The 13,801-nt window shown below is 62.8% G+C and carries 17 protein-coding genes; 11 read left to right on the top strand and 6 right to left on the bottom strand.

Features of this window, described 5'->3' with window-relative positions; genetic code table 11:
• Positions 1–49 precede the first annotated feature (49 nt).
• The gene (locus NKJ46_RS21440; protein WP_352667314.1) at positions 50–1,381 is read left to right on the top strand and encodes a dihydroorotase; all 1,332 of its coding nucleotides are present in this window, start codon (positions 50–52) and stop codon (positions 1,379–1,381) included.
• A 34-nt stretch (positions 1,382–1,415) separates the two neighbouring features.
• Here NKJ46_RS21440 and NKJ46_RS21435 read toward each other — a convergent pair whose 3' ends face one another.
• The 4 genes from NKJ46_RS21435 to NKJ46_RS21420 form a co-directional block, all read right to left on the bottom strand.
• Positions 1,416–2,219, bottom strand: coding sequence for a hypothetical protein (locus NKJ46_RS21435; protein ID WP_352667312.1), 804 nt, complete (start codon positions 2,217–2,219; stop codon positions 1,416–1,418).
• Positions 2,220–2,300: 81 nt separating this feature from the next.
• Entirely contained in the window at positions 2,301–2,558 is a 258-nt protein-coding gene (locus NKJ46_RS21430; protein ID WP_023677749.1) for a hypothetical protein, read from the bottom strand.
• A 375-nt stretch (positions 2,559–2,933) separates the two neighbouring features.
• Positions 2,934–3,311: a TIGR02301 family protein gene (locus tag NKJ46_RS21425; RefSeq protein WP_352667309.1), complete on the bottom strand. Its 378-nt coding sequence runs from the start codon at positions 3,309–3,311 to the stop codon at positions 2,934–2,936.
• Between the two features lie 48 nt (positions 3,312–3,359).
• Positions 3,360–3,785 carry an NUDIX hydrolase gene (locus NKJ46_RS21420; RefSeq protein WP_352667306.1) on the bottom strand — a complete coding sequence of 142 codons (426 nt, stop codon included), beginning with the start codon at positions 3,783–3,785 and terminating at the stop codon, positions 3,360–3,362.
• A gap of 123 nt (positions 3,786–3,908) precedes the next feature.
• Here NKJ46_RS21420 and NKJ46_RS21415 point away from each other — a divergent pair, with 123 nt between their 5' ends.
• Positions 3,909–4,670: an SOS response-associated peptidase gene (locus NKJ46_RS21415; protein ID WP_352667303.1), complete on the top strand. Its 762-nt coding sequence runs from the start codon at positions 3,909–3,911 to the stop codon at positions 4,668–4,670.
• Between the two features lie 57 nt (positions 4,671–4,727).
• Here the strand turns inward: NKJ46_RS21415 and NKJ46_RS21410 are convergent, their stop codons facing one another.
• Positions 4,728–4,877 carry a hypothetical protein gene (locus NKJ46_RS21410; RefSeq protein ID WP_023677745.1) on the bottom strand — a complete coding sequence of 50 codons (150 nt, stop codon included), beginning with the start codon at positions 4,875–4,877 and terminating at the stop codon, positions 4,728–4,730.
• Positions 4,878–5,290: 413 nt separating this feature from the next.
• On the opposite strand from NKJ46_RS21410, the gene cysS reads away from it, so the two are divergent.
• From cysS to rarD, 8 genes are all read left to right on the top strand, one after another.
• Positions 5,291–6,760 (top strand): cysteine--tRNA ligase, encoded by a 1,470-nt coding sequence (gene cysS, locus NKJ46_RS21405; RefSeq protein WP_352667301.1) that lies wholly within the window; start codon positions 5,291–5,293, stop codon positions 6,758–6,760.
• A gap of 281 nt (positions 6,761–7,041) precedes the next feature.
• Positions 7,042–7,449, top strand: a complete 408-nt coding sequence (locus NKJ46_RS21400) for an endonuclease domain-containing protein (protein ID WP_352667298.1) — start codon at positions 7,042–7,044, stop codon at positions 7,447–7,449.
• Entirely contained in the window at positions 7,446–7,832 is a 387-nt protein-coding gene (locus NKJ46_RS21395) for a VOC family protein (protein ID WP_352667296.1), read from the top strand. The genes NKJ46_RS21400 and NKJ46_RS21395 overlap by 4 nt, the downstream gene beginning before the upstream one ends.
• Before the next feature lie 6 nt (positions 7,833–7,838).
• On the top strand, positions 7,839–8,330 hold the full coding sequence (locus NKJ46_RS21390; RefSeq protein WP_352667293.1) for a GFA family protein: 492 nt from the start codon (positions 7,839–7,841) through the stop codon (positions 8,328–8,330).
• Entirely contained in the window at positions 8,327–8,803 is a 477-nt protein-coding gene (locus NKJ46_RS21385) for a GFA family protein (protein WP_352448982.1), read from the top strand. Before NKJ46_RS21390 ends, NKJ46_RS21385 begins: the two co-directional genes overlap by 4 nt.
• Positions 8,800–9,756: a prolyl aminopeptidase gene (gene pip, locus NKJ46_RS21380; protein ID WP_352667291.1), complete on the top strand. Its 957-nt coding sequence runs from the start codon at positions 8,800–8,802 to the stop codon at positions 9,754–9,756. Before NKJ46_RS21385 ends, pip begins: the two co-directional genes overlap by 4 nt.
• Positions 9,753–11,375, top strand: coding sequence for a citramalate synthase (gene cimA, locus NKJ46_RS21375; RefSeq protein ID WP_352667289.1), 1,623 nt, complete (start codon positions 9,753–9,755; stop codon positions 11,373–11,375). Before pip ends, cimA begins: the two co-directional genes overlap by 4 nt.
• Positions 11,376–11,458: 83 nt before the next feature.
• Complete coding sequence (gene rarD / locus NKJ46_RS21370; protein WP_352667286.1) at positions 11,459–12,391, top strand: EamA family transporter RarD; 933 nt, start codon at positions 11,459–11,461, stop codon at positions 12,389–12,391.
• Positions 12,392–12,446: 55 nt separating this feature from the next.
• On the opposite strand, the gene NKJ46_RS21365 is transcribed toward rarD, so the two are convergent.
• The gene (locus NKJ46_RS21365) at positions 12,447–12,737 is read right to left on the bottom strand and encodes a muconolactone Delta-isomerase family protein (protein ID WP_352490924.1); all 291 of its coding nucleotides are present in this window, start codon (positions 12,735–12,737) and stop codon (positions 12,447–12,449) included.
• A gap of 118 nt (positions 12,738–12,855) precedes the next feature.
• On the opposite strand from NKJ46_RS21365, the gene NKJ46_RS21360 reads away from it, so the two are divergent.
• Entirely contained in the window at positions 12,856–13,743 is an 888-nt protein-coding gene (locus tag NKJ46_RS21360) for a LysR family transcriptional regulator (protein ID WP_352667283.1), read from the top strand.
• Positions 13,744–13,801 lie beyond the last annotated feature (58 nt).

Raw genomic sequence — 13,801 nt, 5'->3', positions numbered from 1 at the left:
GGCCATTACGTAAGCCGCTGGCACTTCCCCCGCAAGAGACCGGATCCGCATGGCCCCCATCTACGATCTCATCCTGACAGGCGGCACCGTGGTCAATCACGACGGCCAGGGTTTTCGCGACGTCGGCATCAATGGTGGGCGCATCGCTGCCATCGGCGACCTCCGCCAGGCGTCGGCCGGTGAGACGATCGACTGCCGTGGGCTGCACATCCTGCCGGGAGTCGTCGACAGCCAGGTGCACTTCCGCGACCCGGGCCTGGAGCACAAGGAAGATCTGGAGACGGGCTCGCGGGCAGCGGTGCTCGGCGGCGTCACCGCCGTCTTCGAGATGCCGAACACCAATCCGCTGACCACCAGTGAGGCAACCCTTGCCGACAAGGTGCGGCGTGCCACCGGCCGCATGCATTGCGACTTTGCCTTCTGGGTCGGCGGGACCCGCGACAATGCAAAAGACGCTGGCGATCTCGAGCGGCTGCCTGGTGCGGCCGGCATAAAAGTTTTCATGGGCTCGTCCACTGGCGACCTGCTGGTCGAGGACGACGAAGGCGTTGCCTCGATCCTGAGGAACACACGCCGCCGCGCCGCATTTCACTCAGAGGACGAGTTCCGGCTGCGCGAGCGGCTTGGCGAGCGCATCGCGGGCGATCCGTCCTCACATCCGGTGTGGCGCGACGAGATCGCTGCGTTGCGCTGCACAGAGCGCCTTGTGCGAATCGCGCGCCAGGTCCGAGCCCGGATCCATGTGCTGCACATCTCCACCGCCGAGGAGATAGGCTTCCTCGAACAGCACAAGGATGTCGCGACCTGCGAGGCGACGCCGCATCATCTGACGCTGAGCGCCGATGATTATGCGCAGTTGGGCACCCTGATCCAGATGAACCCGCCGGTGCGCGCCACGCGCCACCGCGACGGCATCTGGCACGGTGTTGGCCAAGGCATCATTGATGTGCTCGGCTCCGACCATGCGCCGCACACCCTGGCCGAGAAGGCAAAGCCTTATCCGGTGTCGCCGTCCGGCATGACCGGGGTGCAGACTTTGGTGCCGATCATGCTGGACCATGTCAACGCCGGCCGGCTGACCTTGCAGCGCTTTGTCGACCTGACCAGCCACGGCCCGCAGCGTATTTTCGGCATCGCCAGGAAAGGCCGTATTGCCGCTGGCTATGACGCCGATCTGACCATCGTCGATCTGAAGCGCCGCGAGACCATCGCCAACGCCCAGCAGGGCTCCAAGGCCGGCTGGACGCCTTATGACGGCAGGCAGGTGACCGGCTGGCCGGTCGGCACCATCGTTCGCGGCCGGCGCGTGATGTGGGAAGGCGAGATCGTCGCGCCGGGCCAGGGTAGGGCGGTGGAGTTTTCCGAGGCGTTGGCGGGCTAAGCTCCCCGCCTCGATAACGGCCAGGCTAAACCACTCAATCCCCAGCGACGAAGAACGTCCATTGTCCGGTCGGCGTGATGCCGACTCGGTAGAAGATGTACGCACCGAACTGCTTCATATCGTCATAGTCGCTGGCGGTGACGATCTTGAACAGCTCGACCCGCTGCCTGGCATCGAGCTTGTCCAGCGGCAGGGCGAAGAAATAGGGCCAGACATAGAGATCCTGCGGCGTGCCGGCATCGACATGGACAAAACCCGCATTGAGCACCTCTTCCAGGATGGCGAGGATCTCCTGGCCCTCCGTGTCGCCGGAAAGGCCTTTCAGGAAGGCGATCGGGTCGCCCTCCATGTCGCCCAGCGACAATTGGGTCATCATGTTACCCGTGCCAATCAGCGGCCGCAGTCTTTCGATGTCGCCGCTCTTGCACGCCTCGACGATCAGATCGTGCATGCGCCTGACCGGTTCCGGCAACTTGGCAAGGTCGTAGACGACTTCGGGCACAGGCGCATCCGGATCGACATGCGGATTGGCCATGCCGCCATCGTCCGCTGGCCCTTTCGGTTCGGTTTGCTCCGGCTCGTCGGACGGAGTCGGCTGGCTGGCTGCAGGTGGCGTCGTGCCGAGCGGGCCGGGCATCGGCACGGTACTTCCAGGCGGCGACATGTCGCCGTCGGGCGGAGGCGTGACCGGCGAGGGCAGGTCTTCGCGCTTGATCTCGCTGAGGGCGTGAGCGGGACTGCTCGCAAGAAGCAATGCAAGGGGAATTGTGGCGCATGAAGCAGTAAGCCAAATGCTGAGGACCAGGCCGCGCGGCTTGCCTGATATCAAAAAATTCACCGCCTGCTACTCCCTGGTTCCAGCCCATCCATGTGCCCGGACATGATGTCCGGGCGGCGCGCCGTCGTCAAAGAACCGGGGTCAGTGCCGCAGTCTTTCGGGCTCGAAGGCGCCGGCAATCACCTTTTCACGCATGCGATCCAGCAGGGCAAGCGCCGAGGTCTCGCCATTGGTGCGCAGCATTTCGCCGAATGCCGTTTCGAGGGCTGCCTCGGCGATGATTTCCGGCTCGATCCCGGCCGACAATCCTTCTGCCCAGGCTTCGCTGTGGCTTTCCACGGCGGTCAGGCGCTTTTCTTCCCTGACCAGCGCGTCGATGTCGTTGACGCCATGTTCCATTGCGATGTCCACCCTTTCAAGCGGTGATCCGTTGGACAGGGATCAAGCTTGAGTTGTCCCTATTTACACGCAGGCGCAGTAAGTATTTGTAATTGCGACATTTTTTTGGTCGTCTTCTACAAATTCTGTCGCGTCCGGCAAACCTGCGTCCGATCCGTTTCAAACTTAGCCGATTAGGACGGCCAAGGGGACGGAAACCTTCAGTTTGAGTTAATTCCACATCTGCGCGCTAACGTTTCGTTAACATAGTTGCAAAAGTGCAACATCAGGTTTGCACCAAGACCTCACTCGAGGCAAGCGGAGAAGTGTCGAACGCGTCCGCCGCCCACAGCACCGGCGCTTGATGCCGGTTTGCCGGAACGGCAGCTGCCGCCGTCAGTTTCCGTAGCGAGAGGCTATGTCGCGAGACAGCGTCTCGCCTTCCTTCATGTAGCGGCTGATAGCTTCCGTCGCCGATGCCGTGCATTGCGTATAAGTACCGCCGAACGACCGGTAGCCGCGGTTGAAGCTGGCGATGAAGCGGGCGCGCCGCTCCGGGTTCGGATTTTCCGATGCGATCAGTTTTTCCATCTCGGCTCGCCACCGGTCTCCCTTCTCGCCACACAGATTACGCAGGAAATGCAGCGAGCCGAGCACTTCCGCCAGCCGCATCAGGCCGGGCTCGAACGGGGCCTCGGCGGCAATCGCCGGGCGCGCACCGACAACCACACTGATGGCGAGGCATGCGGCGAGAAACGAAGACGTGCGGCTCATGAGTCCTTGTGCTGAAACAATTTGTCGCCTGCAAGGCGATTCTCTGGCTCAGGTCTCGCCGTCTTTGTTGGGACCGAGTAGATCGTCCGCAATTTCAAACACCGCATCGGCGAGCGGCATCGCTGTCATTTCGGCCAGCGTATAGAAAGCCGCGGTTTCGGCGTCGTCGCTGGCCACCGCCTCGCCGCCGGCATACTCGGCCCCAAACACCGTCAGCCAGTAGTCGACCGGATGCCCGTCGCCGCTGCCGTCGATGTGGATTTCCCGCAGCGGCCGGTAGCTGCGCGCCAGCAATCCAGTCTCTTCCAGCAATTCGCGCCGTGCTGCCTGTTCCAGCGTCTCGCCGGCTTCGACCTTGCCGCCGGGAAAGGCATGGAGGCCCTGCGAGGGCGGCCTGGCGCGCTTGACCAGCAGCACCGTGTCCTCGCGCGCGACGCAGACCGAGACTGCTGGAATGATCTTGCGTGCTTCCATGGGCTCAGGATCGCTCGATTGGCACAGCCCGTTGTGGACGGGCTATCGGCGAACAGCTTTAGCGGTTGCGAAAGGCGGGTTCCATGGCCACTTTCACATGCCACCAATTCGAGAGCTGAATTCATGTGCGGACGCTTTGCTTTGACAGCCACTCCGGACCAGACCGCCGCCTTTCTCGGCCTGGCGGAACTTGAGGAGTTTCCGGCCCGCTACAACATCGCGCCGACGCAGCCGATGCTGGTGGCGCTCGCCGGATTGCCGCAGGCGCCGGGCTCGAACCTGCCCGACCGCCGCTCGATGCTGGTGCGCTGGGGCCTGATCCCGGCCTGGGTCAAGGATACGCGTAACTTCCCGCTGCTGTTCAACGCGCGTTCTGAGGGGGCTTCGGAAAAGGCGTCGTTTCGCGTTGCCATGCGCCATCGCCGCGCCCTGGTGCCGGCTTCGGGATTCTACGAATGGCACCAAACCGGTGGCAGAAGAGGGCAGCCCTATTGGGTGCGGCCACGGCGTGGCGGGCTTGTCGCCTTCGCCGGGCTGATTGAGACCTATGCCGAGCCGGGCGGCTCGGAAATGGACACCGGCGCCATTCTGACCGCCCACGCCAATGCCGATACTGCCCATATCCACGACCGCATGCCGGTGGTGATCCATCCCAAGGATTTCGCGCGCTGGCTGGATTGCCGCACGCTCGAGCCGCGCGATGTGGCCGATCTGCTGAGACCCGCCCAGCCCGATTTCTTCGAAGCGATCCCGGTTTCCGACCTCGTCAACAAGGTCGCCAATACCGGGCCGGAGATTCAGGAGAAGGGCGTCGTCGAGCCTGAGCCCGAGAAGGTCAAGCGCCAGAAGTCCGGCGCGAACGACAGTCAGATGAGTTTATTTTAGCCAAAGCTACTATTACTGGTTCGCCGTGAGCGCCTCAATCTTTTCCCGACGGCATTGTCAGGCAGCGCGCGGCGAAACGATCTTCTGCGCCGGCTTCTTCTTCTTCGCGGTGTGCAGAAGAGCTGCGACGATTGCTGCCGGGCCGATCGCCCGGTAGTGGCTGGCGAGCGCCGGTTGCTTGGCGCGGTTGGATTCTTGCTTAGGCATTGTTCTCTTCCCTGGTAACGTCTTCGTGTCCGCGTTTGCTGGCCGAATCCGACCAAATCGTGACGCTTGCTGATCTAGCCGGCGAATGTTTCATGACAGTGCCGACCTGTTTAATAAAATGTTTCAACGGCTCAATTCCTGTGAGCCAACGATATTTTTGGCGAAGGTAGCGACTTGACGGCAACACCGGGCAAGGCGATAAAGCCGGCCATGAGAACGTCTTTCGCCATTTGTGGCATTTGCATTATCGGCTAGCCTCGCGCTGGTCCTGGACGTTTTCGCCTCATCTCCTCCCAGATTGGACAAACGCCCCGGCCAGCAGGCTGGACCCCGATTTGCGCCTCGGCGTAACCGACTCCATCCAGAGCACGATCCCAAAAGATCATGCCAAAGTACGCACCGGGAACGCACGTATGTCTGACGCATCGAAGAGCCTGCGCCTCTACAACACGCTAACGCGGAGCAAGGAGGATTTCTTCCCGATCGATCCGCGCAACGTGCGCATGTATGTCTGCGGCCCGACGGTCTATGACTTCGCCCATATCGGCAATGCGCGGCCGGTGATCGTCTTCGACGTGCTGTTCCGTTTGCTGCGCCATCTCTACGGGCAAGCGCACGTCACTTACGTCCGCAACATTACGGACGTCGACGACAAGATCAACGCCCGCGCACTGCGCGATTTCGGCGGCGAGATCGCCTCTGGCAAGCTGTCGCTGAACGAAGCGATCAGGCGGGTCACCGAAAAGACCGCCGACCAGTTCCACAAGGACGTTGCGGCGCTCGGTTGCCTGGAACCGACGGTCGAGCCGCGCGCCACCGAGTTCGTCGAGCCCAGGCCCGACGGCAAGGTCGACATGATCTTCTTGATTCAGCGCTTGATCGAACGCGGCCATGCCTATGTCGCGGCTGGAGAAGTCCTGTTCGACACCGCTTCCATGCCGGACTACGGGCAGTTGTCGAAGCGCAATCTCGACGAGCAGCAGGCCGGCGCCCGCGTCGCCGTCGATGCGCATAAGAAAAACCCGCAGGATTTCGTGCTGTGGAAATTGTCTTCGCCCGAGGAACCGGGCTGGGACAGCCCGTGGGGCAGGGGTCGGCCGGGCTGGCACATCGAGTGCTCGGCGATGTCGGCCGCCTATCTCGGCGAAGTGTTCGACATCCATGGCGGTGGTCTCGACCTGATCTTTCCGCACCACGAGAACGAGATCGCGCAGTCGCGTTGCGCCCACGGCACCGAAACGATGGCCAAGGTGTGGATGCACAACGGCTTCCTGCAGGTCGAGGGCCAGAAGATGTCCAAGAGCCTGGGCAATTTCTATTCGATCACCGAATTGCTGGAGACGGATACCTTTGGCGGCCGCAAATGGCCGGGCGAGGTGCTCAGGCTGGCGATGCTGATGACGCACTATCGCGAGCCGATCGACTTTTCCGTGCGCAAGCTGGAAGAGGCGGAGAATACGCTGCGCAAATGGAAGCGGGCGGCCGATCTGGCGCCGCCGACGGCAAAGCTGGTGCCGGCGGATGTGATCGAAGCGCTGTCGGATGACCTTGCCACCTATGCCGCATTCCAGTTGCTGACGCAGTTGGCTGGCGATGCTGTTGATTTCAACGCTGGTAGCGGCAACGCAGCCGCCGAAGACAACGATGCTGCCGCTTCACTGAAGGCATCGCTGTTGTTCCTCGGCTTCGATGTCGAAACAGCCAAGGTGGATGAAGAAGCCATTGCCAAGGCGATCGCCAAACGCCTCGCGTTGATCGCCGCCAAGAACTGGGCCGAGGCCGACCGCATCCGCGACGAGTTGCTGGCGCAAGGCATCCAGTTGAAGGACGGCAAGGACCCCGTCACCGGCGAACGCGTGACGACTTGGGAGGTGAAGCGGTGAGGGTGGCGCTGGACATCGTTGCAAGATTGGCGGAGGCGCGGGTGACAGCCGATCTCCCCCCTTGCGGGGGAGATGTCCGGCAGGACAGAGGGGGGTGTGAAGGAACGCCAAGGTTTCGGTTTGCCCACTTTGGCTCCTGTCATCTCTTGCGAGCGTTGCCGTCTCCGGTTGATAGGTTGGAGGGACAGCACCCCCCTCTGCCCTGCCGGGCATCTCCCCCGCAAGGGGGGGAGATTGGCTGTCATCAATGACTTCGCCAATCGCGAAGACGAGGGTGCTTGATGGGTCACGATCTCGTTCCATCACGTCAGCGCAAGAACGCAAAATCCATGCGTCGCGTTATGACCGACGCAGGGCTGAAGCTCTGGAATGAGCTTCGCGCGCACCGGCTGATGGGGCTGAGCTTTCGCCGGCAGGTGCCGATTGGATCGTACATCGTTGATTTTGCCTGCCCGACTCGCAGCTTGATCGTCGAGGTTGACGGCAGCCAGCACGCGGATCCCGAAAACGTCGAGCGTGACGAGGCACGAAGCGCCTACTTGAAGGCCAGCGGCTGGGCCATCCTGCGTTTCTGGAATGACGACGTCATTCGCGATATCGACAATGTCTGCCAGCACATCGTGATTGCGGCCGGTCTGGCCAGCGCCGAAATGCGGACCGACGAACCAGCAAGGGAGGCAGTTCCATGATCGATCATCTCGGCATCACCGTTTCGGATTTCGACGCGTCGAAGGCTTTTTATGACAGGGCGATGGCGCCGCTCGGCGCCTCGCTGCTTTACATGGTGCCGCAGGAATATACCGGCGGCGCCAAGGTCGGCGGCTACGGCCGCGACCGGCCGGTGTTTTGGCTGCATGCCGGCAAGGACAAGCCGAAGGATCATCAGCATGTCGCTTTCACCGCGCGCAGCCGCGCCGAGGTCGATGCCTTTCACGCAGCGGCGATCGCCGCCGGCGGCAAGGACAATGGCGGGCCGGGCCTGCGACCGCACTACCACCCCAACTATTACGCTGCCTTCGTCTTCGATCCCGACGGCAACAATGTCGAGGCGGTCTGCCATGCTCCGGAGTAATGCGCGATGAGCCTCGACAACAAACCAGTGTATTCAGGCGGCTGCCAGTGCGGCGCGGTGCGCTTCCGCGTCGAAGGCGCGCTGGGCGATGCTTCCGTCTGCCATTGCCGCATGTGCCAGAAGGCGAGCGGCAATTTCTACCTGCCGCTGGTCTCGGTGCGCGGCGCAAGGCTGGACTGGACGCGCGGTGAGCCCAAACGCTTCCGATCGTCCAACGCGGCTTTGCGCGGTTTCTGCGCCGAATGCGGCACGCCGCTGACCTTCGAAGCGCCCGACGGCGTGGCGCTCGCCATCGCCACATTCGACCACCCCGAGGAGATCGCGCCGACCATCCAATGGGGTGTCGAAGCCAAGCTCCCCTACGTAGATCACGTCCACGAATTGCCCGGTGAGGAGACAATGGCCGACGTTTCGTCTGCCTCCTATCTCGCCGATCTCGTCTCCTACCAACATCCCGACCACGACACCGAACAATGGCCGCTGGAGGAAAAATCATGACCGAAACCGTTCGTACCGGCGGCTGCCAATGCGGCGCCGTTCGCTTCCGCATCCACGGGGCGCTCGGCCGGCCGTCCATTTGTCATTGCCGCATGTGCCAGAAACAGTTCGGGTCGTTTTTCGGCGCGCTGGTGACAGTGCCGAGCGACGGCGTCGAATGGGTGCGCGAGGAGCCGAGTTACTTTCAGTCGTCGGTCAACATCGATCGCGGCTTCTGCGCCCGCTGCGGCACACCGCTGACCTACCGCCAGCCCGGTGCGCTGGAGATCGCCATCGGCGCCTTCGACGACCGTTCCGATCTGGCGCCGCAGATCCAGGTCAACTACGCCGCGAGGCTGCCTTGGGTCGAGACGATCTTCGACGCGCCGATCCATGACGACCCGGATTTCTACGCGCGACAGGAATCCATCATCTCCTTCCAGCATCCCGATCACGAGACGGCCAACTGGCCGCAGCAGGGCCTGAAATTATGAGCAGCGACTTCCGTACCCTCTATCCCGAGATCGAGGCTTTCGAGTCCGGCATGCTCGACGTTGGCGATGGCCATCAGGTTTATTGGGAGCGCTCCGGCACCCGCGGTGCCAAGCCGGCTGTATTCCTGCATGGCGGGCCGGGCGGCTCCATTTCGCCAAAGCACCGGCGGCTGTTCGATCCGAAGCTGTACGATGTCATCCTATTCGACCAGCGCGGCTGCGGAAAATCGACGCCCAATGCCTCGCTTGAAGCCAACACCACCTGGCATCTGCTCGCCGACATCGAGCGCCTGCGAAGAATGTGCGGCTTCGATAAATGGCTGGTGTTCGGCGGCTCGTGGGGTTCGACGTTGGCGCTGGCCTATGCCGAGACCCACCCCGAGCGGGTCAGCGAACTGGTCGTGCGCGGCATCTATACGCTGACCCGCGCCGAACTCGAATGGTACTACCAGTTCGGCGTGTCAGAGATGTTCCCCGATAAGTGGGAGCGGTTTCTGGCGCCGATCCCGGAGGCCGAGCGCGGCGACATGATGGCCGCCTACCGCAAACGGCTGGTCGGCAGCGATCCTGTGGCGCAGGTCGAGGCCGCCCGCGCCTGGAGCCTGTGGGAGGGCGAGACGATCACGCTGCTGCCGGAACCGGAAACCAGTGGTCCCTTCGGCCAGGATGATTATGCCCTGGCTTTCGCCCGCATCGAGAACCACTATTTCGTCCATGCCGGCTGGCTGGAAGAGGGACAGCTGCTGCGCGATGCATGGAAGCTTAAGGATATCCCGGGTACCATCGTTCACGGCCGCTACGACATGCCGTGCCCGGCGCGCTATGCCTGGGCGCTGCACCAGGCGTGGCCGAAAGCGGATTTCCATCTGATCGAAGGCGCCGGCCACGCCTATTCGGAGCCGGGCATCCTCGACAGGCTGATCCGCGCAACGGACATGTTTGCCGGGAAATGACCATGGCTCGCGAGCGCCTTTATCTGTTCGACACCACGCTGCGCGATGGTCAGCAGACGCCGGGTATCGATTTTTCCGTCGAGGACAAGATCGCCATCGCCAAGCTGCTCGACGAGTTCGGCATCGACTACGTCGAGGGCGGCTACCCCGGCGCCAATCCAACCGACACCACCTTCTTTGCCGAGCGTCGCACGGCCGATGCCAAGTTCGTTGCCTTTGGCATGACCAAACGAGCAGGAGTGTCGATCTCGAACGATCCTGGGCTTGCCGCGCTGGTCCAGTCGAAGTCGGACGCCATCTGCTTCGTCGCCAAGAGTTGGGACTACCATGTCCGCGTCGCCCTCGGCTGCACCAATGAGGAGAACCTCGAGGCGATCAAGGCCTCGGTCGAGGCGGCGCTCACGGCCGGCAAGGAGGCGATGGTCGACTGCGAGCATTTCTTCGACGGCTTCAAGGCCAACCCCGATTATGCGCTGGCCTGCGCCAGGACGGCCTACGATGCCGGCGCGCGCTGGGTGGTGCTGTGCGACACCAATGGCGGCACGCAGCCCTCCGAGGTGCGCGCCATCGTCGAAAAGGTGATCGCGGCCGGCATACCGGGCGACCATCTCGGCATCCACGCCCATGACGACACCGGCCAGGCGGTGGCGAATTCGCTTGCCGCCGTGGAGGCCGGCGTGCGCCAGATCCAGGGCACGCTGAACGGCATTGGCGAGCGCTGCGGCAACGCCAACCTGATCTCGATCGTGCCGACATTGGCGTTGAAGCCGGCCTTTTCCCGCCGCTTTGCTACAGGCATTTCGGCAGAGACGTTGACCGGTATATCGCGCCTGTCCCGCGCCTTCGACGAGTTGCTGAACCGCGCGCCCGAAGCGCAGGCGCCCTATGTCGGGGCCTCCGCTTTCGCCACCAAGGCCGGCATCCATGCCTCGGCGCTCGCCAAGGAGCCGGCGACCTACGAGCATGTGCCGCCAGAGACTGTCGGCAACCGCCGCCGTGTCATGGTTTCGGACCAGGGTGGCAAGGCCAATTTCCTGGCCGAGCTGAAGCGGCGCGGCATCGACATGCCCCGGGATGACCATCGCCTCGACGCTCTGATCGCTGTAGTCAAGGAACGTGAGGCGGAGGGCTACGCTTACGAAGGCGCCGACGCCAGCTTCGAGCTTCTGGCGCGCAAGATGCTGCACGGCCTGCCGGAATTCTTCCGCGTCACCTCGTTCCGCTGCATGGTCGAGCGCCGCTTCGACGCCAACGGCCAGCTGAAGACGGTCTCGGAGGCGATCGTGAAAGTGCTGGTCGAGGGCGAGGAGAAGATGTCGGTCGCCGAAGGCCATGGCCCGGTCAACGCGCTCGACATTGCGCTGCGCAAGGATCTCGGCAAATTCCAGAGCGAGATCGCCGATCTCGAGCTGGCCGACTTCAAGGTGCGTATCCTCAATGGCGGCACCGAGGCGATCACCCGCGTGCTGATCGAATCGCATGACGGCACCGGTGCGCGCTGGTGGACGGTCGGCGTCTCCGAAAACATCATCGATGCTTCGTTCCAGGCACTGATGGATTCGATCGTCTACAAGCTGATGAAGAACCGCGACATGGCGGGATTGGCAGCGGCGGAATAGCGTTGAACCATCAGCGAGACTCCATTGATCCATCAGCAATTTGCGATGGTTTTGGGCAAGCCGCTGGCGCATAGCCTTGGGCCATGACTGCCCAAGCACTTCAAATCGAGGCCGACACCAAAGCTCGTCGCGGCTTCCTGCTGGCCCTCGGCGCCTACCTCCTTTGGGGGCTGCTGCCCTTCTATATGAAGGCTGTCGCTCATCTGCCTCTGGCCGAGGTCATCGCCCACCGCGTCGTCTGGTCGGTGCCGATCGCGGCCGCTGTCCTGGTCTGGGCCGGCCGCACTGCCGATTTCAAAGCGGCAGTTCGTTCGCCGCGCATCATTTCGATGGCGGTGCTGACGGCGGCGCTGATCTCGGTCAACTGGGGCATCTATGTCTGGGCGATCGCGGTCGACCGCACCATCGAGACCGCGCTCGGCTACTACATCAACCCGCTGGTCAGCGTCGTTGTCGGCGCTCTGCTCCTCGGCGAGCGGCTCGACCGCCTGCAGATTGCGGCGGTGGTGCTGGCGGCAATCGCGGTCGCGGTGCTGACCATCGACGCCGGCAAGCTGCCCTGGGTGTCGCTGGTGCTGGCCTTTTCCTTTGCCGCCTATGGCTTCTTCCGCAAGACCCTGCCGATCGGCCCGAGCCAGGGCTTCCTGCTTGAAGTGCTGCTGCTGTCGGTGCCGGCACTCGGCTACATCATCTTCCTGATCGCCACAGGACAGGATCATTTCGTCTCCAGCTCGCTGAACGACACCGCCTTGCTGATCGGCTGCGGCCCGGTCACCGCCGTGCCGCTGCTGTTGTTTGCATTCGGCGCCAGGCTGCTGCGCCTCTCCACCATCGGCATCATGCAGTATATCGCGCCGACAATCGTCTTTTTGATCGCGGTGCTGATTTTCGGCGAACCGTTCGGCAGCGTTCAGGCCATAGCCTTCGGGCTGATCTGGGCGGCGCTGGCGATGTACTCCTGGTCGATGTTTTCTACGGCGCGCAAGACCGTTGCCGCATCCGCTCGAGCCGCCTAACGAAGAAAGGCGGCTGGCCGGTCTTAATGCCGGCAGCCGCGTCTTTCACGAGCGCTCAGCGCTTCGGCCCAAAGCCGGGATATGGCTGCAGCGGCACGACGGCGGCAATATCCATCATGCCGGCCTTGACCAGCGGTAAAGTTGCGAGATGGTTGCGCACATCGGCATCGCTGCCGGCTTCGAACATCATGCCGCTGCCGGGAATGTCGCCCCGATTCCACACCTGACGCACGGCGCCTTCGGCATAGAGCGTGCGGCGCTGCTCGGCCTCGCCAGGCAGCAGCGGCGCGAAATCGGCGTCGGTAAACTTTTCGGTGTTGCGCGCAAGAAGGGCAAAGAACTGCATCGGAATCTCCTGATGTTGGCCGTTGGAATGGCGGAAATATTCACTTCTGCTGGCCAGACAGTCCAAGACTGATTAAGCTAAAGTTGAGACCTCACGGGACTTGAGAATCGAAGCAACAATGTTCGACCTGCGCCAGCTTCGCTATTTCATCACGGTGGCCGAAACCGGCAACGTCGGGCGTGCCGCCGAATTGCTGCACATCTCGCAGTCGCCGCTCAGCCGTCAGATCATTCAGCTGGAGGAGCAGCTGGGCGTCGCACTGTTCGAGAGGGCGAGGCAGCGTGTTCATCTCAATGCCGAGGGCCGCGCTTTTCTTGCTGAGGCGCGTGCGCTGCTGGTCCATGCAAGACGGCTGGAGGAGCTCGGCCGCAATCTCGCCGGTGGTACCGTCGGCCGTCTCGCCATCGGCTATGTAGAAGGTGCGGTCCATGCCGGGCTTGTCGCTCGGATGCTGCGCCAGTTTCGCCGCGACCGGCCCGAATTTCATCTTCAACTGAAGGGTCAGCGTTCCGCCGCCCAGATCGAAGCGCTGCGCGAACGATCGCTCGATCTGGGCCTCGTCTACACGCCTCCTTCTGCCGATGATCCCGACATCGCCGCCATGCTCATCATGCGCGAGCCGCTGGTTCTGGCGATGCCTAAAGGCGATTCATTGGCCGAAATCGCGGAGATACTGCCGCAGCAACTGGACGGCCGTAGCTGGATCACGGTGGTGCGCCAGCCTGACGACACCAACCGCAGCCAGTTTCTCGCCGCCTGTGCGAAGGCCGGTTTCCTGCCCGACATAGCCTATGAGACGACCGATCCGTTGACGTCGTTGGGCCTGGTCAGCGCCGGGCTTGGGCTGGCGACGGTGCAGGCCAGCCTGCGGAGTGCCGCGCCGCCTCAGATCGTGTTTCGCGATCTGCCGTGGTTCGAACGCACCGTCTCGATCCATCTCGCCTGGCGGCGTCAGGACAAGCGGGTGGTCATCGGAGACTTGAGGAAGGCAGTAGGGAAGGAGTAAATAGCGAATAGCGAATAGTGAATAGTCAGTAGAGGATAGACAGGTTCCGATTCGGAAG

It is taken from the genome of Mesorhizobium sp. M0166 (assembly GCF_040322255.1).
In the GTDB taxonomy this organism is placed as follows: Bacteria; Pseudomonadota; Alphaproteobacteria; order Rhizobiales; family Rhizobiaceae; genus Mesorhizobium.
Note: the sequence above shows the minus strand (reverse complement) of the source record. Positions and strands in the feature narration are given on the sequence as shown.

Bases quoted from the DNA above. Each gene is read 5' to 3' on its own strand.
- NKJ46_RS21415 (WP_352667303.1), top strand. From the start codon at position 3,909: ATGTGCGGACGCTTTGCTTTGACAGCCACTCCGGACCAGACCGCCGCC.
- cysS (WP_352667301.1), top strand. From the start codon at position 5,291: ATGTCTGACGCATCGAAGAGCCTGCGCCTCTACAACACGCTAACGCGG.
- NKJ46_RS21410 (WP_023677745.1), bottom strand. From the start codon at position 4,877: ATGCCTAAGCAAGAATCCAACCGCGCCAAGCAACCGGCGCTCGCCAGC.
- NKJ46_RS21360 (WP_352667283.1), top strand. From the start codon at position 12,856: ATGTTCGACCTGCGCCAGCTTCGCTATTTCATCACGGTGGCCGAAACC.
- NKJ46_RS21430 (WP_023677749.1), bottom strand. From the start codon at position 2,558: ATGGAACATGGCGTCAACGACATCGACGCGCTGGTCAGGGAAGAAAAG.
- cimA (WP_352667289.1), top strand. From the start codon at position 9,753: ATGACCATGGCTCGCGAGCGCCTTTATCTGTTCGACACCACGCTGCGC.
- NKJ46_RS21365 (WP_352490924.1), bottom strand. From the start codon at position 12,737: ATGCAGTTCTTTGCCCTTCTTGCGCGCAACACCGAAAAGTTTACCGAC.
- NKJ46_RS21390 (WP_352667293.1), top strand. From the start codon at position 7,839: ATGAGCCTCGACAACAAACCAGTGTATTCAGGCGGCTGCCAGTGCGGC.
- NKJ46_RS21425 (WP_352667309.1), bottom strand. From the start codon at position 3,311: ATGAGCCGCACGTCTTCGTTTCTCGCCGCATGCCTCGCCATCAGTGTG.
- NKJ46_RS21395 (WP_352667296.1), top strand. From the start codon at position 7,446: ATGATCGATCATCTCGGCATCACCGTTTCGGATTTCGACGCGTCGAAG.
- NKJ46_RS21420 (WP_352667306.1), bottom strand. From the start codon at position 3,785: ATGGAAGCACGCAAGATCATTCCAGCAGTCTCGGTCTGCGTCGCGCGC.
- NKJ46_RS21440 (WP_352667314.1), top strand. From the start codon at position 50: ATGGCCCCCATCTACGATCTCATCCTGACAGGCGGCACCGTGGTCAAT.
- NKJ46_RS21400 (WP_352667298.1), top strand. From the start codon at position 7,042: ATGGGTCACGATCTCGTTCCATCACGTCAGCGCAAGAACGCAAAATCC.
- rarD (WP_352667286.1), top strand. From the start codon at position 11,459: ATGACTGCCCAAGCACTTCAAATCGAGGCCGACACCAAAGCTCGTCGC.
- pip (WP_352667291.1), top strand. From the start codon at position 8,800: ATGAGCAGCGACTTCCGTACCCTCTATCCCGAGATCGAGGCTTTCGAG.
- NKJ46_RS21385 (WP_352448982.1), top strand. From the start codon at position 8,327: ATGACCGAAACCGTTCGTACCGGCGGCTGCCAATGCGGCGCCGTTCGC.